At 72.5% G+C, this 19,076-nt stretch carries 14 protein-coding genes; 13 read left to right on the forward strand and 1 reads right to left on the reverse strand.

What is annotated here, in order from left to right:
• Positions 1-9: 9 nt before the first annotated feature.
• The 5 genes from ACFXKG_RS09710 to ACFXKG_RS09730 all read left to right on the forward strand — a co-directional run bounded on the left by ACFXKG_RS09710 (position 10) and on the right by ACFXKG_RS09730 (position 2,804).
• A complete protein-coding gene (locus ACFXKG_RS09710; RefSeq protein WP_384834983.1) occupies positions 10-876 on the forward strand; it encodes a type II secretion system F family protein in 867 nt (288 codons plus the stop codon).
• Positions 873-1,649, forward strand: coding sequence for a type II secretion system F family protein (locus ACFXKG_RS09715; RefSeq protein ID WP_384834986.1), 777 nt, complete (start codon positions 873-875; stop codon positions 1,647-1,649). The genes ACFXKG_RS09710 and ACFXKG_RS09715 overlap by 4 nt, the downstream gene beginning before the upstream one ends.
• Positions 1,650-1,712: 63 nt before the next feature.
• On the forward strand, positions 1,713-1,952 hold the full coding sequence (locus ACFXKG_RS09720; protein ID WP_384834989.1) for a DUF4244 domain-containing protein: 240 nt from the start codon (positions 1,713-1,715) through the stop codon (positions 1,950-1,952).
• A gap of 88 nt (positions 1,953-2,040) precedes the next feature.
• A complete protein-coding gene (locus ACFXKG_RS09725) occupies positions 2,041-2,409 on the forward strand; it encodes a TadE family type IV pilus minor pilin (protein ID WP_384834992.1) in 369 nt (122 codons plus the stop codon).
• Positions 2,406-2,804 (forward strand): Rv3654c family TadE-like protein, encoded by a 399-nt coding sequence (locus tag ACFXKG_RS09730; protein WP_384834995.1) that lies wholly within the window; start codon positions 2,406-2,408, stop codon positions 2,802-2,804. Before ACFXKG_RS09725 ends, ACFXKG_RS09730 begins: the two co-directional genes overlap by 4 nt.
• Here the strand turns inward: ACFXKG_RS09730 and ACFXKG_RS09735 are convergent.
• On the reverse strand, positions 2,716-5,235 hold the full coding sequence (locus ACFXKG_RS09735; protein WP_384834998.1) for a DEAD/DEAH box helicase: 2,520 nt from the start codon (positions 5,233-5,235) through the stop codon (positions 2,716-2,718). The two genes, ACFXKG_RS09730 and ACFXKG_RS09735, sit on opposite strands and share 89 nt — an antisense overlap.
• Before the next feature lie 79 nt (positions 5,236-5,314).
• Between ACFXKG_RS09735 and ACFXKG_RS09740 the strand changes: the two genes are divergently transcribed.
• The 8 genes from ACFXKG_RS09740 (at position 5,315) to tmk (ending at position 18,928) form a co-directional block, all read left to right on the forward strand.
• Positions 5,315-5,668: an STAS domain-containing protein gene (locus ACFXKG_RS09740; RefSeq protein WP_003967428.1), complete on the forward strand. Its 354-nt coding sequence runs from the start codon at positions 5,315-5,317 to the stop codon at positions 5,666-5,668.
• Positions 5,669-5,771: 103 nt separating this feature from the next.
• The gene (locus tag ACFXKG_RS09745) at positions 5,772-6,224 is read left to right on the forward strand and encodes an ATP-binding protein (RefSeq protein ID WP_384835001.1); all 453 of its coding nucleotides are present in this window, start codon (positions 5,772-5,774) and stop codon (positions 6,222-6,224) included.
• 249 nt (positions 6,225-6,473) lie between these two features.
• Positions 6,474-8,885 carry a sodium-translocating pyrophosphatase gene (locus ACFXKG_RS09750; RefSeq protein ID WP_384835004.1) on the forward strand — a complete coding sequence of 804 codons (2,412 nt, stop codon included), beginning with the start codon at positions 6,474-6,476 and terminating at the stop codon, positions 8,883-8,885.
• A 363-nt stretch (positions 8,886-9,248) separates the two neighbouring features.
• Positions 9,249-9,842, forward strand: a complete 594-nt coding sequence (locus tag ACFXKG_RS09755) for a small secreted protein (RefSeq protein WP_384835007.1) — start codon at positions 9,249-9,251, stop codon at positions 9,840-9,842.
• A 156-nt stretch (positions 9,843-9,998) separates the two neighbouring features.
• Positions 9,999-11,546, forward strand: a complete 1,548-nt coding sequence (locus ACFXKG_RS09760; protein ID WP_384835010.1) for a methyltransferase — start codon at positions 9,999-10,001, stop codon at positions 11,544-11,546.
• A gap of 142 nt (positions 11,547-11,688) precedes the next feature.
• Positions 11,689-11,886, forward strand: coding sequence for a hypothetical protein (locus ACFXKG_RS09765; protein WP_384835013.1), 198 nt, complete (start codon positions 11,689-11,691; stop codon positions 11,884-11,886).
• A gap of 444 nt (positions 11,887-12,330) precedes the next feature.
• Complete coding sequence (gene topA, locus ACFXKG_RS09770) at positions 12,331-15,186, forward strand: type I DNA topoisomerase (RefSeq protein WP_384835016.1); 2,856 nt, start codon at positions 12,331-12,333, stop codon at positions 15,184-15,186.
• Between the two features lie 292 nt (positions 15,187-15,478).
• Positions 15,479-18,928, forward strand: a complete 3,450-nt coding sequence (gene tmk / locus ACFXKG_RS09775; RefSeq protein ID WP_384835019.1) for a dTMP kinase — start codon at positions 15,479-15,481, stop codon at positions 18,926-18,928.
• Positions 18,929-19,076 lie beyond the last annotated feature (148 nt).

Raw genomic sequence — 19,076 nt, forward strand, 5'->3', positions numbered from 1 at the left:
GCGATGTCGATGACGGCCCTCGTGTGTGCGGCGGCGCCGTGTGCGGTGGCCGCGGTCCGGCTGACGGCCCGCGAGGAGAGAGTGCTGCGCCGGGCCAGGTTCATTCTGGCGTCCGGCGGCGCGCCCATGGGGCCGGCGCCCGGGGAGCCTTCATGGGAGCGTCTGCTTCCGCGGCTCCGGGACAGGGCGCGTGGGTTGCCCCGGGAGTGGCTGTGTCTGCCCCCTGCGCTGCTGCTCGCCCTGGCGGGCGAGTCGGTGCTGCCCCTGCTCGGCGGCGCGCTGGCGGTGCCGCTGGTGGGGCGGCGGCTGCGGGCGGGCGAGCGGCGGAAGGAGCGGGAGCGGCGCGCCGCCGGGATCGTGACGCTCTGCGGCGCCGCTGCGGGCGAGTTACGGGCGGGACTCCAGCCCGTGCAGGCCCTGCTGGTCGCGGCGGCCTCGACCGGCGGACTGGGCGGCGCCGAGCCCGCCGTACTGGCCGCTGCCCGGTTCGGTGGCGATGTGCCGGACGTGCTGCGGCGGGCGGCGCGTGAGCCGGGGGCGGAGGGCCTGGTGGGACTCGCGGCCTGCTGGCGGGTGGCGGTGGACGGCGGCGCGGGGCTGGCCGCCGGGCTGGACCGGCTGGAGGCGGCCCTCCGGGCGGAGAGGGAGCAGCGGGAGGGGCTGCGCGCGCAGTTGGCGGGCGCCTGGTCGACGGTGGTCGTGCTCGCGCTGCTGCCCGTGGTGGGGCTGGCGATGGGCTGGGCGCTGGGCGCGGATCCGCTGCGCGTGCTGCTGCACACCCCGGCCGGACTGGGCTGTCTGGCGGTGGGCGGCCTGCTGGAGGCCGCCGGGCTGTGGTGGGCCGCCCGGATCGTACGGATCGGCGAGGCGTCATGAGGCCCGCTCCGGCACCCGGGCTGTGGACGGCGGTTCTGGTGTCGGTCGCCATGGGGTGTCTGTTCGTCGCGGTGTCGGTCGGGCGGCGCGAACGGCGGGTCCGTCGGCGGCTGGCCGTGCTCCTGGGGGCCGGGCACGTACAGCGGCCGTCGCGAACACGCCCGTGGACGGCGGAACGGGCCGGGCGCTGGGGCCCGCCGCTCGGTGTGGTGCTCATCGCCTGGGCCCTGGTCGGCGGCGTGACGGGGATCGCGGTCGGACTGGCCGGGGCGTACGGGGCCCGGAGATGGCTGCGTACGCACCGCTCCGGCGACCGCTCCTCGGCCGACGTGGCGGCGGGGCAGCTTCCGCTCGCGGCCGATCTGCTGGCCGCCTGCGTCGCGGCAGGGGCCGGGCCGCGCGAGGCGGCGGAGGCCGTCGGGGAGTCGCTGGGCGGCCCCGTCGGTGACGGGCTGGCGCGTGCGGCGGCGGAGATCCGGCTCGGTGGTGAACCGGCGGCGGCGTGGGGGCGGTTCGGCGCGATACCGGACGCCGCCGGGCTGGCCCGCTGCCTGGAGCGCGCGTCCGCCACCGGAGCGCCGGCGGCGGAGCCGGTGTCCCGGCTGGCCGACGGCCTCCGGGCGGCCCGGTCGCGGGACGCCGTGGCCCGGGCCCAGCGGGCCCAGGTGCTGATCACCGCACCGGTGGGGCTGTGCTTCCTGCCCGCCTTCCTGGCGGTGGGGGTGGCTCCGGTGGTGATCGGTCTGGCGAGCGGACTGCTGAGCGGCAACTGATCTGTGCCGTCGATGATTTCCGGCATTTCCCAATGATTTGTCACGGAGAACGGGGAGAGTCACATGTGGACACGACAGACGCGAGAGACACGCGAGACGCGACCGGTACGGCGAAGGGGCGGGCTGCTCCGCGTACTGCGGCGGCGAACGCGGGCCGATACGGGGATGACCACGTCCGAGTACGCGGTGGGGACGATCGCCGCCTGCGCCTTCGCGGCGGTGCTCTACCGGGTGGTCACCAGCGGGTCCGTCTCGGGCGCGCTGGAGGGGCTGATCGGCAGGGCGCTCGGTGCGCAGTTCTGAGCCGGTGCGTACGGCCCGGGGGTGTCCCGCCCGGGGGCGTTCCGCCCGGGGGCGTTCCGCCCGGGCGGGAGACGGGGACCGGGGCTCGGTGACGGCGGAGGCGGCCGTGGCGCTGCCCGCGCTGGTGGTCTTCACCCTGTCGCTGGTCTGGGGCCTGACGGCGGCAGCCGCGCAGATCCAGTGCGTGGACGCCGCCAGGGCGGGGGCGCGGGCGGCGGCGAGGTCCGAGCCACGGGCCACGGCGCTGGCCGCCGCCCGTTCGGCCGCCCCGCAGGGGGCCAGGGTCACCCTGGGCCGTACGGGTGATATGTGGCGGGTCCGGGTGGAGGCACCGGCGCCCGGACCGGGCTCACTGGCCCTGACGCTCGCCTCGGAGGCCGTCGCGCCGGCGGAGGACGCCCAGGGCGGCTCTGAAGGGGCACCAGACGGCCCGGAACCGGCAGGGGCGGCTCCATGAGCCCCATGGCCCGCGACCGGGGCGCGGCGACGGTGTGGGCGGCCCTGGCGGCGACCACGATGTGTGTGGTTTTCGCGGCGGTGCTCGCGATGGGGCAGGCGGTCGTCGCGCGTCACCGCGCGGGGGCCGCCGCGGATCTGGCCGCGCTCGCCGCGGCCGACCGCGCGCCGAGCGGCCCGGCGGCCGCCTGCCGCCGGGCGGTCGAGGTGGCGGTGGCGCAGGGGGCGCGGGTGGTCCGGTGCGTGCTGAGCGGGGAGATCGCGGAGGTGACGGCCACCGCGCAGTTCGGTCCGTACGCGCCCACGGTCAGGGCGCGGGCCGGTCCGCCGCGATCGGCGTATCCGCCGGATCCGCTTCCTCCGGCGAGTCCGCCGGATCCGGCGGCGCCGCCCTGAGCAGTTCGGTCAGCAGCCGTACGGCTCCCCGCTTGTGCAACGGATCGTTGCCGTTGCCGCACTTGGGTGACTGGATGCAGGACGGGCAGCCCGCCTCGCACTCGCAGGAGGCGATGGCCTCACGGGTCGCTGTGAGCCAGGCGCGGGCCGTGCGGAAGGCGCGTTCCGCGAATCCCGCGCCGCCGGGGTGGCCGTCGTACACGAAGACGGTCGGCAGGAGGGTGTCCGGGTGGAGCGGTACGGAGACGCCGCCGATGTCCCAGCGGTCGCAGGTGGCGAAGAGCGGCAGCATGCCGATGGAGGCGTGCTCGGCGGCGTGCAGCGCGCCGCCGAGCTGCTCGGGGTTGACCCGGGCCGCGTCGAGCTGGTCCTCGGTGACCGTCCACCACACGGCTCGGGTGCGCAGGGTCCGTGGCGGCAGATCGAGCTTGCTCTCGCCGAGCACTTCGCCGGTGATGAGCCGGCGGCGCAGGAAGGAGACGACCTGGTTGGTGACTTCGACGGAGCCGTAGCACAGACGTCCGGTGCCCCACGGGATCTCGGTGTCGGTTTCGAGGACGGAGATGGCGGTGGTGTCGCGCGCGGTGGTGGAGTACGGCGGGTTGGCCTCCTCGACCAGGGCGACCGAATCCGACAGGTCGAGGTGTTTCACCAGATAGGTGCGGCCCTGGTGGAGGTGGACGGCGCCGTCGTGGACGGCGGTGTGGCTGGCCGCTTCGTCGACCGTGCCGAGCAGCCGCCCGGTCGACGCCTCGACGATCTGGACGGGACGCCCGCCCTCGCCCCGGATGTCGGCGAGATCGGCGGCCCGCTCGCGGCGGGTCCAGTACCAGCCGGCGGCGCGGCGGCGGAGCAGCCCCGCGGACTCCAGTTGCGGCAGCAGGGCGGGCGCGGCCGGGCCGAAGAGCGTCAGGTCGTCCTCGGTGAGGGGGAGTTCGGCCGCCGCGGCGCAGAGATGGGGGGCGAGGACGTACGGATTGTCCGGATCGAGGACGGTGGACTCCACCGGCTGCTGGAACAGCGCCTCGGGGTGGTGGACCAGGAAGGTGTCCAGCGGGTCGTCCCGGGCGACGAGAACGGCCAGCGCGCCCTGTCCCGACCTGCCCGCCCGGCCCGCCTGCTGCCAGAGCGAGGCCCGGGTGCCGGGGTAGCCGGAGATCACGACGGCGTCCAGGCCGGAGACGTCGATGCCCAGCTCCAGGGCGGTGGTGGCGGCGAGGCCGAGGAGCTCGCCGGAGTGCAGGGCGTTCTCCAGCGCGCGGCGTTCCTCCGGGAGGTAGCCGCCCCGGTAGGCGGCGACCCGGCGGGCCAGTGAGCGGTCCACCTCGGCGAGGCGTTCCTGGGCGATGACGGAGATCAGTTCGGCGCCCCGCCGGGACCGTACGAAGGCCACCGTACGGACGCCCTGGACGGTGAGGTCGGTGAGGAGGTCGGCGGTCTCGGCGGTGGCGGTACGGCGTACGGGCGCGCCCCGCTCGCCGTGGAGCTCCGTGAGCGGGGGCTCCCAGAGGGCGAAGACCAGTTCGCCCCGGGGGGAGGCGTCGTCGGCGACCTCGCGCACGGGCAGACCGGTGAGCCGGCCCGCGGCCTGGGCGGGTTCGGCGGCGGTGGCCGAGGCGAGGAGGAAGACCGGGTGCGCGCCGTAGCGGGCGCAGACGCGGCGGAGCCGGCGCAGCACCTGGGCGACGTGCGAGCCGAAGACGCCGCGGTAGGTGTGGCACTCGTCGATGACGACATAGCGCAGCGCGCGCAGGAAGGAGGCCCAGCGGGGGTGGGAGGGGAGGATGCCCCGGTGCAGCATGTCGGGGTTGGTCAGTACGTAGTTCGCGTACTGCCGGACCCATTCGCGCTCCTCGACGGGGGTGTCGCCGTCGTAGACGGCGGGGCGCACGCCGTTGCCGAGCGGGGCCGCGAGGGCCTTCACCGCGCGCCGCTGGTCGGCGGCGAGGGCCTTCGTCGGGGCCAGGTAGAGCGCCGTGGTGCCACGGCCGTTGGGCGCCTCGGAGCCGTCGAGGAGGGTGGTCAGCACGGGGGCGAGGTAGGCGAGTGACTTGCCGGAGGCCGTTCCGGTGGCGATCACGACGGACTCGCCGTCCAGGGCGTGCTCGGCGGCCACCGCCTGATGCGTCCACGGGTGCTCGACGCCCGCCCGCTGAATGGCGTTGATCACTTCCGCGCGGATGCGATCGGGCCACACGGCATGACGGCCCTCACGCGGGGGCAGGTGCTCCGTATGGGTGATGCGCGCAGCACGGCCCGCCCCTGCGGCGAGGCGGTCGAGGACCGTGCCGGGAGAGGGGCGTTCGCCCCCGGTCTGCGGGGGTCCACTGGGACGATGATTCCTGGCCATCGGCATCGAGTGTGTCACTGGCATGACGGACAATGGGCCCAAGGCGTCGTGCATGACCGCTGGTAAGTGATTGAATGCCATCGCGGCTGGCGATACGTCCCCTGGCTCCGTCGGGGAGACCCGAGGGGCGACCGCTCGATAGCAAGGTGCTGGAGGATCCGTGGACCTGTCCCTGTCGACTCGCAATGTGTCCGGCCCTGGTGGCGACCGTACGGTCGTCGAGGTCGGTGGCGAGATTGATGTGTATACCGCGCCCAAGCTGCGCGAGCAGTTGGTCGAGTTGGTGAACGACGGCAGCTACCACCTGGTTGTCGACATGGAGGGCGTGGACTTCCTGGACTCGACCGGTCTCGGCGTGCTCGTGGGCGGACTGAAGCGTGTGCGCGCCCACGAGGGCTCGCTGCGCCTGGTCTGCAACCAGGAGCGCATTCTCAAGATCTTCCGGATCACCGGTCTGACCAAGGTGTTCCCGATCCACACCACGGTCGACGAGGCCGTGGCGGCCACCGACTGAGGTCGGACGTCGCTTTCCGGAGGAGCGGGCAGAGGCACCGGGCCGTCGCGCCCGGGTGCCCGCGCCCGTGAGTTTGCACGCTCATACGTTCGAGGGGGATCGCATGGCCACCGTTGAACTCCGCTTCAGCGCCCAGCCCGAACATGTCAGAACGGCCCGTCTGGTGGCGGCCGCCGTTGCTCGCCGGGCAGGCGTCGACGAAGCTGTGTTGGACGAGGTCAGACTCGCGGTCGGTGAGGCATGCAGCCGTGCGGTCGGGCTGCACCGCAGTCATGGCATCACCGAACCGGTGAGAGTCGTGCTCACCGAGGAGGAGAAGGCGTTCTCCATCGAGGTCGGCGACGGGGTGTCCGGTACGGGCGCCGGCGGAGCCGGGGCCTCGGAAGCGGGCGAGGGCGCGTCCCCGGGCGGCCACGAGGGTGACGCCGAGGGCGAGGACGAGATGGGCCTCGCGGTCATCAGCGGGCTGGTCGACGACGTCGAGGTGACTTCGGGAGACGACGGCGGCGTCATCCGGATGAGCTGGCCCACGACACCGCCCGTCGCGACATCCTGACCGTTTCGGATGTCCTGATCATTTTATCGGCCGTACCCCTTCCGGCCGTACCGGGAAAGGCCCTGCTGAGCAGGGCCTTTCTTATTTCCACAGGGTTTCCGCCCGGCTGCGTAAACGCTTTTATCCCATTACTCGTTTCCCGGGTGATTCCTTATGTCAAGGTCAATTACCTTGTGGCGCGCTCTGTTTTGATCAGGTTCCGCTCCCTACAATCCGTCCATCTTGAACGCTGAGCGTCAAGGAGGACGAATGGCGGGACACTTCCAACCACACCTGTCCGAGCACCCCACTTCTCTCGCGGCCGCGATACTCACGGACGGCAATCGGCTGATCGTGATCGTCATCGCGGTCGTCGCGCTGGCCGCGCTGTTCGTGGCCCAGCTGCTGGTACGCCAGGTCCTGGCGGCCGGTGAGGGCACCGATTCCATGAAGGAGATCGCTGCCGCTGTACAGGAAGGCGCAAATGCCTATCTGGCCAGGCAGTTGCGCACCCTCGGCGTATTCGCCGTGGTGGTTTTCTTTCTGCTCATGGTGCTGCCGGCCGACAACTGGTCGCAGCGCGCGGGACGTTCGCTGTTCTTCCTGGTGGGTGCCGGTTTCTCCGCGGCCACCGGTTACATCGGCATGCGTCTTGCCGTACGCAGTAATGTGCGGGTGGCCGCTGCCGCGCGTGAGGCGACACCGGCCGAAGGCGAACCGGAAAAAGATCTCACGGCCGTATCGCACAAAGCCATGAAGATCGCGTTCCGTACGGGCGGCGTGGTCGGCATGTTCACCGTGGGGCTCGGGCTGCTCGGTGCCTCCTGCGTGGTCCTCGTCTACGCCGCGGACGCCCCCAAGGTCCTGGAGGGGTTCGGCCTCGGCGCCGCGCTGATCGCCATGTTCATGCGCGTCGGCGGCGGCATCTTCACCAAGGCCGCCGATGTCGGCGCCGACCTCGTCGGCAAGGTCGAGAAGGGCATCCCCGAGGACGATCCGCGCAACGCCGCCACCATCGCCGACAACGTGGGCGACAACGTCGGCGACTGCGCGGGCATGGCCGCCGACCTCTTCGAGTCGTACGCCGTGACGCTCGTCGCCGCGCTGATCCTCGGCAAGGCGGCGTTCGGCGACTTCGGTCTCGCCTTTCCGCTGATCGTCCCCGCGATCGGTGTGGTGACCGCGATGATCGGCATCTTCGCGGTCGCCCCGCGCCGTACCGACCGCAGCGGCATGAGCGCCATCAACCGCGGCTTCTTCATCTCCGCGGTGATCTCGCTCGTCCTGGTGGCCGTCGCGGTCTTCGTCTACCTGCCGTCCTCGTACGCGGAGCTGGACGGCGTCTCCGACCGGTCGATCCTCACGCACGGCGGTGACCCCCGGCTCCTCGCCCTGGTCGCGGTCGCCATCGGCATCGTGCTCGCCGCCCTGATCCAGCAGCTCACCGGCTACTTCACCGAGACCACCCGGCGACCGGTCAAGGACATCGGCAAGTCCGCCCTGACCGGCCCCGCCACGGTCGTGCTCGCGGGCATCGCCATCGGCCTGGAGTCTGCCGTCTACACGGGCCTGCTGATCGGTCTCGCGGTGTACGGGGCCTTCCTGCTGGGCGGTACGTCGATCATGCTCGCCCTGTTCGCGGTGGCCCTGGCCGGCACCGGGCTGCTCACCACGGTCGGCGTCATCGTCGCCATGGACACCTTCGGGCCGGTCTCCGACAACGCGCAGGGCATCGCCGAGATGTCCGGGGAGGTGACGGGTGCGGGCGCCCAGGTGCTGACCGAACTCGACGCCGTGGGCAACACCACCAAGGCGATCACGAAGGGCATCGCCATCGCCACGGCCGTACTCGCCGCGGCGGCGCTCTTCGGCTCGTACCGGGACGCCATCGCGACCGCCGTCGCGGACGTCGGGGCCAGAGCGGGCGAACTCACACTCAGCCTGGACATCTCCCAGCCCAACAACCTGGTCGGGCTGATCCTCGGCTCCGCGGTCGTCTTCCTCTTCTCCGGTCTTGCCATCAACGCGGTGTCGCGGTCGGCGGGCTCGGTGGTCTACGAGGTGCGGCGGCAGTTCCGCGAGCACCCCGGGATCATGGACCGCACGGAGAAGCCGGAGTACGGGCGCGTCGTCGACATCTGCACCAAGGACGCGCTGCGCGAGCTGGCCACACCGGGGCTGCTCGCGGTGCTCACGCCGATCGTCGTGGGCTTCTCGCTCGGCGTGGGGGCGCTCGGGTCGTTCCTGGCCGGCGCGATCGGCACCGGCACCCTGATGGCCGTCTTCCTCGCCAACTCCGGCGGCGCCTGGGACAACGCGAAGAAGCTGGTCGAGGACGGGCACCACGGCGGCAAGGGCAGCGAGGCGCATGCCGCGACGGTCATCGGCGACACCGTCGGGGATCCGTTCAAGGACACGGCGGGCCCCGCCATCAACCCGCTGCTGAAGGTGATGAACCTGGTCGCGCTGCTGATCGCCCCGGCGGTCGTGCAGTTCAGCTACGGGGGCGACGCCAGCGCGGGGGTGCGCACGCTGGTCGCGGTGCTCGCCCTGGTGGTCATCGTGGGGGCGGTCTATGTCTCCAAGCGGCGCTCGGTCACCGTGGACGACGGGGACGGGAGCGGCGGGGAGGGCAGCGGCGGCGGCAGCGAGAAGTCGCCCGATCCGGTGGCGGCGTCATGACCTCCGGTCACCTGTCGGCCGTCCTTGGGTGACCGGATGACCGCTTCCGGTCACTTTGCTTCGCCTGATTGACCGGGCAGCCGATCCGGCTCTGCTCGGGCCATCGATCAGGGCCGGTCGCGAGCGGGGCCGGTCAAGGTGCGTACGGACGGCGTGGATTGACCTGCCGTCCGTACGTGCCGCCGTATGCGCAGTCGGTACGTGCGGTCCCTACGCGCCGCGCCGGACCGGGCCGTGCGCGTGAGGTGTCTCTCCCTTGGTGCAAATGGCTGCAATAGCCTACGTACCGGACGTCCGGCGCGCGGCTGCCACCCCGGCGGCGTGTATGTTCCGGGGCCGAGAGCCTTGGAAGGGACCCATCCGGTGAACAAGAAGCTTGTGGCCACGCTGTCCGGCGGTGCGGTACTGCTCATGGCGCTGTCCGGTTGCAGCGGTGACGACAACGACAGCAAGGTGAACGACTGGGCCAAGAAGGTCTGCGACCAGGTCCAGCCACAGCTAAAGAAGATCGCGGACGCCAACACGTCCATCCAGCAGGCGACCTCGGACAGCAGTAAACCCGCTGACGTCCAGACGGCGGACGCCGCCGCCTTCCAGTCCATCTCCCAGGCGTACAAGTCGCTGGGCGCCGCCGTGAACAGCGCGGGCGCCCCGCCCGTCACCGACGGCGAGAAGACCCAGCAGGAGGCCGTCAAGGAGCTCAACTCCACCGCGGCGTCGTACGAGGGCCTCAAGACGAAGGTCGACGAGCTGGACACCAAGGACCAGGCGAAGTTCGCCGACGGCCTCAAGGGTGTCGCGGACGAACTGGCCACCCTCAGCAAGAGCGGCGACCAGGCGCTCCAGAAGCTGCAGTCCGGCGATGTCGGCAAGGCGATGGCGAAGCAGCCCGGCTGCCAGAAGCCCACCGTCGGTGGCGCGTCCGCCTCTCCCACGACGGCGGGCAGCGAGCGCTGACCCGCGCGGCGGCGCCCGACCGCCGCGGGCCCCGTCGCGGGCCCCGTCGTGGACCGCACTCTCGAACGTGGCACCCGCGGCCCGGCCCCCATCGGACTCACACGTCCAGGGGCCGGGCCGCGGGCCGTTGTCAGTGGGAGACGCCACAATGGGCAGGTGAGTACGACCAGCCTTCCCACGCCCGACCACTCGCCCCGACTCCGTGCGGCCCTGCTCGCCGCCGACTTCACCGCCGACGGCCTCCTGGAGCTGCTCGGCGCCTCCGCCTACGCCGCGCTGGCCCGCAGCGAGACCGTGCCCGCGCTGCGCGCCACCCGCGGTGACACCCCGCTCGAAACGCTCGTCCGGCTCTTCCTGCTCCAGAGAGCGGTCCCCGGGGAGCGGGCAGAAGCCGCCCTTCCGCTGGACGCCGCGCTGACGGACGGCTGGGTCGTACGGGACGGCGACCGGATCACCGCCACCGTGGATGTACGGCCGTACGGCGGACCGGACGGGCAGGACTGGTTCATCGTCTCCGACCTGGGCTGTTCCGTCGGCGGTGCCGCGGGCGCGCGGGGGCACGGCGAGGACGTGGTGCTCGGCGTCGGCGGCGCCTCGACGACCCTGGCGGGGCTCACGGTCCGTACGCCCGTGGGCCGGGCGCTCGACGTGGGCACGGGCTCCGGCATCCAGGCGCTGCACGCCACCCAGCACGCGACCCGGGTCACCGCCACCGATCTCAACCCGAGGGCGCTCGGCTTCACCCGGCTGACCCTGGCGCTCTCCGGGGCGCCCGCGGCCGAGCTGCGCGAGGGCTCCCTCTTCGAGCCGGTCGGGGACGAGACGTACGACCTGATCGTCTCCAACCCGCCGTTCGTGATCTCCCCCGGCGCCCGGCTGACCTACCGGGACGGCGGAATGGGCGGGGACGATCTGTGCCGCACGCTCGTTCAGCAGGCGGGGGACCGGCTGAACGAAGGCGGGTATGCGCAGTTCCTCGCCAACTGGCAGCACGTGGAGGGGGAGGAATGGCAGGAGCGGCTGCGGTCGTGGGTGCCGCGCGGCTGCGACGCCTGGATCGTCCAGCGCGAGGTCCAGGACGTGACGCAGTACGCCGAGCTGTGGCTGCGCGACAGCGGAGACCACCGCAGCGATCCGCAGGCGTACGCGGCGCGGTACGACGCCTGGCTGGACGAGTTCGAGGACAGCGGGACGAAGGCGGTCGGTTTCGGCTGGATCTCGCTCCGGAAGTCGGGCGCCGCACAGCCGTCGATCGTCGTGGAGGAGTGGCCGCACTCGGTGGAGCAGCCGCTCGGCGAGAGCGTACGGGCCCACTTCGAGCGGCAGGACTATCTGCGGGCGCGCGACGACGCCGCGCTGCTCGCCGAGCATTTCGTTCTCGCGGCGGAGGTCGTCCAGGAGCAGGTCGGGCTGCCGGGTGCCGAGGACCCCGAGCATGTGGTGCTCCGGCAGCACCGCGGAATGCGCCGGGCCACCAAGGTGGACACGGTCGGCGCCGGGTTCGCCGGGGTCTGTGACGGATCCCTGAGCGCCGGGCGGATCCTCGACGCGATCGCCCAGCTCATGGGGGAGGACCCGGTCCTGCTCCGGGACCGGACGCCGCAGTCGATCCGGCTCCTGGTGGAGGAGGGCTTCCTGGAGCCGTCCCCGGTCCCGGGCTCGCCGGCCGCCCCGGGGGCGGCATCGGGACCGGCGTTGGGGTGAGCCGCTCGCCGTGAGCCGGCGGACGTCCCGCGACCCGCCGCGTTCACCCGGAGTTCGCGCCGGGTATGTCCCGGGGTGCCAGCATCTGCCTTCTGGATTCCCGGCGCCCCGAGACAGGCGCCACGGAGAGACGGGAGCGGCCATGGAGAGCGAGCCGGCGATCTTCGCGGGAGTGGTGTTCACGCTGTTCGGCGCCGGGCTGCTGCTGTGGACGGGCGCTCGCGTCCTGCACCGGGCGCCGGTGGCGCACGGCGTGCGGCCCGCGGTGTCCATCACGCTCACGACACTCTCGGGCGTGGTCTTTCTCGCTCTCGGCGTGTGGTGCTTCGGTCGTATCTGATCCAAGCGCTCCACCGTCCCGAAGCACCCCGGAGACCATGATCGTCACGGCCCGACGGGCGGGACTCCCGAGACCCGGCGCGCGGTGCCACCATCCCCCGGACCTGCTGCGGAAGCGCCCCGGACCTGGGCCGCGACCCGGCGGGGACGAGTCCCGGGCGCCCCACGCGACGCCCGTACCCGACTGTCACCAGGCGCCCCGGAGCGCCCACCGCCGGGGCGGCCCGACGCGACGGGCGAGGGGGTCCGGGCGGCAGGAACGGCTGGAGTCGGGTTACCGTTCGAGTGGCCGTTGCGGTCTTTTGCCGTTTGACACGGGGGCGGGTTGTACCGTCACACTCCGCAGCGAAGCAGCGTCACCGCTGGGCCGCCACACGCCCCGCCGTGCCGTTCTGCCGTACTGCCGTACGGGCCCACCCAGCGTCGACCGGAGAGAAGAGCGAAGTTGTCCCCGACCAGCGAGACCGCACACGGCGGCCGCCGACTCGTCATCGTCGAGTCGCCTGCCAAGGCGAAGACGATCAAGGGCTACCTCGGCCCTGGCTATGTCGTCGAGGCGAGCGTCGGGCACATCCGCGACCTCCCGAACGGCGCCGCCGAGGTGCCCGAGAAGTACACGGGCGAGGTGCGCCGCCTCGGAGTGGACGTCGAACACGACTTCCAGCCGATCTATGTCGTCAACGCCGACAAGAAGGCGCAGGTCAGAAAGCTCAAGGAGCTGCTGGCCGAATCCGACGAGCTCTACCTCGCCACCGATGAGGACCGCGAGGGCGAAGCCATCGCGTGGCACCTCCAGGAGGTCCTCAAGCCGAAGGTCCCGGTCCACCGGATGGTCTTCCACGAGATCACCAAGGACGCGATCCGGGCCGCGGTGGCCAATCCGCGTGAGCTGAACACGCGCATGGTCGACGCCCAGGAGACCCGCCGTATCCTCGACCGCCTGTACGGCTACGAGGTCTCGCCGGTCCTGTGGAAGAAGGTCATGCGGGGCCTCTCCGCGGGCCGCGTCCAGTCCGTCGCCACCCGGCTCGTCGTCGAGCGCGAGCGCGAGCGCATCGCCTTCCGCTCCGCCGAGTACTGGGACCTGACCGGTACGTTCGCCACCGGCCGCCCGGGGGACCTGTCCGACCCGTCCTCGCTGGTCGCCCGGTTGAACTCGGTCGACGGCCGGCGCGTCGCCCAGGGCCGCGACTTCGGCCCGGACGGCCGGCTCAAGTCCGACCAGGTGCTGCACCTCGACGAGGCGAACGCGCGGGCGCTGGCCGCCGCGCTGGCGGAGTCCTCCTTCGCCGTGCGCTCGGTCGAGTCCAAGCCGTACCGCCGCTCGCCGTACGCGCCCTTCCGCACGACGACCCTCCAGCAGGAGGCGTCGCGCAAGCTCGGCTTCGGGGCGAAGTCCACGATGCAGGTCGCGCAGAAGCTGTACGAGAACGGCTTCATCACCTATATGCGTACGGACTCCACGACCCTCTCGGACACCGCGGTGGCGGCGGCCCGTGCCCAGGTCACGCAGTTGTACGGGGCGGGCTATCTGCCCGACAAGCCGCGTACGTACGCCGGGAAGGTCAAGAACGCCCAGGAGGCGCACGAGGCGATCCGTCCTTCGGGTGATCGTTTCCGCACCCCCGCGGAGACCGGACTGAGCGGCGACCAGTTCCGGCTGTACGAGCTGATCTGGAAGCGGACCGTCGCCTCCCAGATGAAGGACGCGGTCGGCAACAGCGTCACCGTCAGGATCGGCGGAACGTCGAGCGACGGCCGGGACGCGGAATTCTCCGCCTCCGGCAAGACGATCACCTTCCACGGCTTCATGAAGGCGTACGTCGAGGGCGCGGACGACCCGAACGCGGAGCTGGACGACCGCGAGCGCAGGCTGCCGCAGGTCGCCGAGGGCGACGCGCTCGCCGCCGAGGAGATCTCGGTCGACGGCCACGCCACCAAGCCGCCCGCCCGCTACACCGAGGCCTCGCTGGTCAAGGAGCTGGAAGAGCGCGAGATCGGCCGCCCGTCGACGTACGCCTCCATCATCGGCACCATTCTCGACCGCGGTTATGTCTTCAAGAAGGGCACGGCACTGGTGCCGTCCTTCTTGTCCTTCGCTGTCGTCAACCTGCTGGAGACGCACTTCGGCCGGCTCGTCGACTACGACTTCACGGCCAAGATGGAGGACGACCTCGACCGCATCGCCCAGGGCGAGGCCCATTCGGTGCCGTGGCTCAAGCGCTTCTACTTCGGCGAGGGCGACGACAACGCGGGCGCCGCTTCGAGCGCGGGCAACGGCGACGGGGACCACCTCGGCGGCCTCAAGGAACTCGTCACCGACCTCGGTGCGATCGATGCCAAGGAGATCTCCTCGTTCCCCGTCGGCGACGGCATCATGCTGCGCGTCGGACGGTACGGGCCGTACGTGGAGCGCGGCGAGAAGGACGCGGAGGGCCACCAGCGCGCCGACGTGCCCGAGGAGATGGCGCCCGACGAGCTGACCGTCGCGTACGCGGAGGAACTGCTGGCCAAGCCGAGCGGCGACTTCGAGTTGGGCGCCGACCCGGTCACCGGCAACCAGATCGTGGCGAAGGACGGCCGCTACGGGCCGTACGTCACCGAGATCCTGCCGGACGGCACGCCGAAGACCGGCAAGAACGCGGTCAAGCCGCGCACCGCCTCGCTCTTCAAGTCCATGTCGCTCGACACGGTCACCATCGACGACGCGCTCAGGCTGATGTCGCTGCCGAGGGTGGTCGGGACGGACGCCGAGGGCGTCGAGATCACCGCGCAGAACGGCCGGTACGGCCCGTATCTGAAGAAGGGCACGGACTCGCGGTCGCTGACCAGTGAGGACCAGCTCTTCGACATCACGCTCGAAGAGGCGCTGGCGATCTACGCCCAGCCCAAGCAGCGGGGCCGGGCCGCGGCCAAGCCGCCGCTGAAGGAGCTGGGTACGGACCCGGTGAGCGAGCGCCCGGTGGTCGTGAAGGACGGGCGGTTCGGCCCGTACGTCACGGACGGCGAGACCAACGCGACCCTGCGGACGGACGACAGCGTCGAGGCGATCACCCCGGAGCGCGGGTACGAGCTTCTCGCGGAGAAGCGCGCGAAGGGCCCGGCCAAGAAGACCGCCAAGAAGGCGGCGAAGAAGGCTCCCGCGAAGAAGGCGCCCGCCAAGAAGGCGACGACGGCGAAGAAGGCCGCCGCGAAGAAGACGACGGCCAAGAAGGCGACCTCGACCGGCGGGACGACCACGGCGAAGAAGACCGCGGCGAAGAAGTCGTCGGCTTCGGGCTCGGCGACGACGGACACGTAGCGGCGGCGGTACGCGTGCCGCCCGACGCGTGCCGCCCGGAGTGCGTCGCCTGACGCGTGCCGCCTGACGCACGTTGCTCGGTGCGCGTCGCGTGAGGCGCGAGGCACGCCGAGCGCCGGGCGCTGCCGCGGGCTCGGATGCGTGACGGCCACGGGCTCGAACTCCTTGCGGCTGCGACGACGGACGCGTGACGGGCGGCGTGCGCGGCCGGGGTGCCGGGCGAGGGTGGCCAGGTGGTCGTTTGTTCGGACGGGGCTCCGGGGTTGTCGGTGGCTCCGGATAGGCTGGGCGAATGACACGAGCCGAGCAGCCAGGGGTCGTGAGCTCCTCCTCCGACTCCGACGCACTTGCCGCAGACTCACGAGAGCGCGCCGTTCGATCACTGTTGCGCCTTCCTCCGCTGCGGCGGTTGTGGGGTGCCCAGTTCGTCGGCGGGATCGGCGACGTACTCGCCGTTCTCGTGCTTCTGCTGCTTTCGTTGCAAGCGGCGATCGCGGAGGGCTCGTTCGGTACGGGATACCGGGGCGCGGCATTCGCCGTCGCCGCCGTGTTCGGCGCCAGGATCCTGGCCACGCTGCTGTTCGGAGCGGTGCTGCTGGGGCCGCTGACGGCGTTGGTCGCACCGCGTACGGGAGCCCCGGCGACCGCCGGGAAGTCCGGGAAGTCCGGGACGGCCCAGTCGCCCGGGGACGCGGGCACGGCGCCTGACGGGGGCGCGTCCGGAGAGCCCGGCGGTACCGGAGCCACTCCCGCTCGGCCCACCAAGCCCGCCAAGTCGGACCGCGACGGTGGGCCGCTGGACCGTCGCTGGACGATGATCGTCGCCGATGTCCTCCGCCTCGGTCTGCTGATCGTCGCGCCGCTGTGGCTCGACTGGACCCCCGACCGCGCACTCCCGATCCTCCTCAGCACGGTCTTCGTGGTGGGCGTGGCCGAGCGCTTCTGGACGGTGGCCAAGGAGAGCGCCGCGCCGTCGCTGCTCCCCGCCCCGCCGCTGGAGGGCGCCGCCGTGCGTCCGCTGCCGGACCACCTCGACGCGCTGCGGCGGCTCTCGCTCCGTACGACGTTCCTGTCCGTCCCCGCCGCGGCCGCCGTCCTGCTCGTCGCGACGCTGATCGGCAACCTGCTGGGCACGGGCATCGAGTGGTTCTCGCTGCACCAGGCGGCCCTCGGCTCGTATGTCGCGGCCGGGCTGTTCTCGGCGTCCGTCTCCGCCCTGTACTTCCTGGAACTGCCCGACGGGGCGACGCCCCGGCCGCGCTCCCCGCTCGAAGGGCTGCGCCGTCCGGGTAGCACCGGTGCCGGGAGCGCCGGTTCCGGCGGTTCTGGTTCCGGCGGTGGGGACAAGGGCCGCACGGGCGCGGTGCCGCTGCTCGTCCTCGCCTGCGGCGCGATCGCCGGAGCCGTCGCGTCGGCGGTGGCCGTCTCCGTGCTCCAGGCCAAGGACCTCGGCGGCGGCCCGGTTGCCTTCGCACTGCTGGTCCTCGCCCTGACCGGCGGTACGGCGCTGGGCATCCGCTGCGGCGTGAAGGTGTTCCCCGCCCTGTCCCGGCGCCGGCTGTTCGCGCTGGGCATCGCGGTCACCGGAGTCGCGCTGCTCGCCATGGGCCTCGTACCGGACACGGCGACGGTGCTGCTCCTCGCGCTGTTCACCGGCTTCACGGCAGGCGTCGTGGCGTATACCGGCCACGCCCTGGTCGATGTGGAGGTCGAGGAGTATCGTCGACAGCGAGTCACCGAACACCTGCAGGCTGTAGTCAGGGTCTTCGTCGCGCTCGGCCTGGTGGCCGCCCCCCTCCTCGCCGCGGCCATCGGCCCGCACCGCCTCGCCAGCGGCACCTTCGTCTTCGCCCACGACGGCGCCGCGTTCACCCTGATGCTGGTCGGCGCGCTGCTGCTGCCCGTCGCGGCGATCGTGCTGGCCAAGACGGACGACCGGTCCGGCGTGCCGCTCCGGCGCGACCTCCGCGACGCGCTGCGCGGCGGAGCCGACCCCGTACAGGCCTCGGTCGGGACCGGGTTCTTCCTCGCCGTGGAGGGCGGGGACGGTGCCGGGAAGTCCACACAGGTCGAGGCGCTGGCCGATTGGATCCGGGCCAAGGGCCACGAAGTGGTGGTCACCCGGGAGCCGGGCGCCACTCCGGTCGGCAAGCGGCTCCGGTCGATCCTGCTCGACGTGTCCAGCGCCGGGCTGTCCAACCGCGCCGAGGCGCTGCTGTACGCGGCGGACCGCGCCGAGCATGTCGACTCGGTCGTCCGCCCCGCCCTGGAGCGTGGCGCGATCGTCATCTCCGACCGCTACATCGACTCGTCCGTCGCCTACCAGGGCGCGGGCCGCGACCTCTCCCCGACCGAGATCGCCCGTATCTCGCGCTGGGCGACGGACGGGCTCGTACCGCACCTCACGGTGCTGCTCGACGTCTCCCCGGAGACGGCACGCGAGCGCTTCACGGAGGCGCCGGACCGGCTGGAGTCCGAGTCCGCCGAGTTCCACCAGCGGGTACGGACCGGCTTCCTCAGCCTGGCCGCCGCCGACCCGACGCGCTATCTCGTCGTGGACGCGGGCCAGGAGCCGGAAGCCGTCACCAAGGTCGTACGGCACCGGCTCGACCAGCTTCTGCCGCTCTCCGAGGCCGAGATCAAGGCCAGGGAGGAGGCGCGGAAGGCCGCGATCGAGGAGGCCCGCCGCAAGGCCGAGGAGGAAGCCGCGCGCAAGGCGGAGGAGGAGCGGCTGGAGCGCGAGCGGCAGGCGCAGCTCGCCAAGCTCCGTGCCGAGGAGGAGGAGCGCAAGCGGCGCGAGCTGGAAGAGGCGCGTCGGCGCGAGGAGGAGCGGCAGGCGCAGGAGGCCAGGGAGCGCGCCGAGGCGGAGCGCCGGGCCGCCGAGGAGGAGCGCAAGCGGCGCGAGGCCGAGGAGCGGGCGTACGAGGCGGAGCAGGCGCGCCTGAGGCGACAGGCCCAGGAAGAGGCCAGGCTCCGTGCCGAGGCGGAGGAGCGGCGCCTGGAGAAGCAGCGCAAGGCGGAGGAGGCGCTGCTCAGGGCCGAGGAGGCGCGCCGCGTCGCGGAGCGGGCGGCGGCCGCCGAGGCCGCCGAGGCCGCCGAGGCCGAGGTCTCACCGGCCGAGGTCACGGTCCCCACCCCGGTGATCAAGCCGAACCTCCGGAAGCCGGACTTCACGAAGCCGGCGAGCGCCCCGGAGGACGTGACGCAGGAGGTCCCGGCGGTACGTCCGGACACCCCGCGGCCCGGGCAGGACCGTCCGGGCGCCGGGCAGGACCGGCCCGGCGCGGCCGACGAGACGGCGGTCCTGCCGCAGGTGAAGGACGAGCCGCGGGAGTCCCCGCGGGATGCGCGAGCGGCCGACGAGACCGCCGTCCTGCCGCCCGTACGGGACGGTGGCCAGGCGCCCGTGCGGAACGGCGACCCGGCCGACCGGGTACCCCGGGGCTTCTTCCGCGAGGACGACCCGGCGCCGTCCGGGGAGCGGGAGAACGAGCGCACGCGGGAACTGCCGGTGATCGACCCGAACGCCGCTCCGGAGGCCCGCTTCCAGCGCCCGCCGGAGCGCCCGCGCCGCCGCTCGGACTGGGCGGAGGAGACGCCGCTGGACGATCTGCCGACCCTCGCGGACGAACTGCTCGGCCCGCGTGACGGGACGGCCGACGACGCGGCCGACACCAAAGACACCGGCGACACCAAAGACACCGGCGACACCGGTGACACCGACGGAAGGCGCCGCCGCTAGTCGGCGGGCCGTCGGACGGCGGCTGCCCACCGGCCGCTGGTGGGGCCGGAACCGGCCGGCGGCGGTCGGCCCGGTGGGGCCGGAGCCGCCCTTGTGGGGCCGGGTTGTCAGACCCCGGCCCCACAATGGACTCCGAGCGGGTACGTCC

This window comes from Streptomyces sp. NPDC059255 (assembly GCF_042752355.1).
Taxonomy (GTDB): Bacteria; Actinomycetota; Actinomycetes; order Streptomycetales; family Streptomycetaceae; genus Streptomyces.

Excerpts from the sequence above, each read along its gene's own strand:
- ACFXKG_RS09710 (WP_384834983.1), top strand. The coding sequence starts at position 10 with ATGACGGCCCTCGTGTGTGCGGCGGCGCCGTGTGCGGTGGCCGCGGTC.
- ACFXKG_RS09715 (WP_384834986.1), top strand. The coding sequence starts at position 873 with ATGAGGCCCGCTCCGGCACCCGGGCTGTGGACGGCGGTTCTGGTGTCG.
- ACFXKG_RS09720 (WP_384834989.1), top strand. The coding sequence starts at position 1,713 with ATGTGGACACGACAGACGCGAGAGACACGCGAGACGCGACCGGTACGG.
- ACFXKG_RS09730 (WP_384834995.1), top strand. The coding sequence starts at position 2,406 with ATGAGCCCCATGGCCCGCGACCGGGGCGCGGCGACGGTGTGGGCGGCC.
- ACFXKG_RS09735 (WP_384834998.1), bottom strand. The coding sequence starts at position 5,235 with ATGGCATTCAATCACTTACCAGCGGTCATGCACGACGCCTTGGGCCCA.
- ACFXKG_RS09745 (WP_384835001.1), top strand. The coding sequence starts at position 5,772 with ATGGCCACCGTTGAACTCCGCTTCAGCGCCCAGCCCGAACATGTCAGA.
- ACFXKG_RS09750 (WP_384835004.1), top strand. The coding sequence starts at position 6,474 with ATGGCGGGACACTTCCAACCACACCTGTCCGAGCACCCCACTTCTCTC.
- ACFXKG_RS09765 (WP_384835013.1), top strand. The coding sequence starts at position 11,689 with ATGGAGAGCGAGCCGGCGATCTTCGCGGGAGTGGTGTTCACGCTGTTC.
- tmk (WP_384835019.1), top strand. The coding sequence starts at position 15,479 with ATGACACGAGCCGAGCAGCCAGGGGTCGTGAGCTCCTCCTCCGACTCC.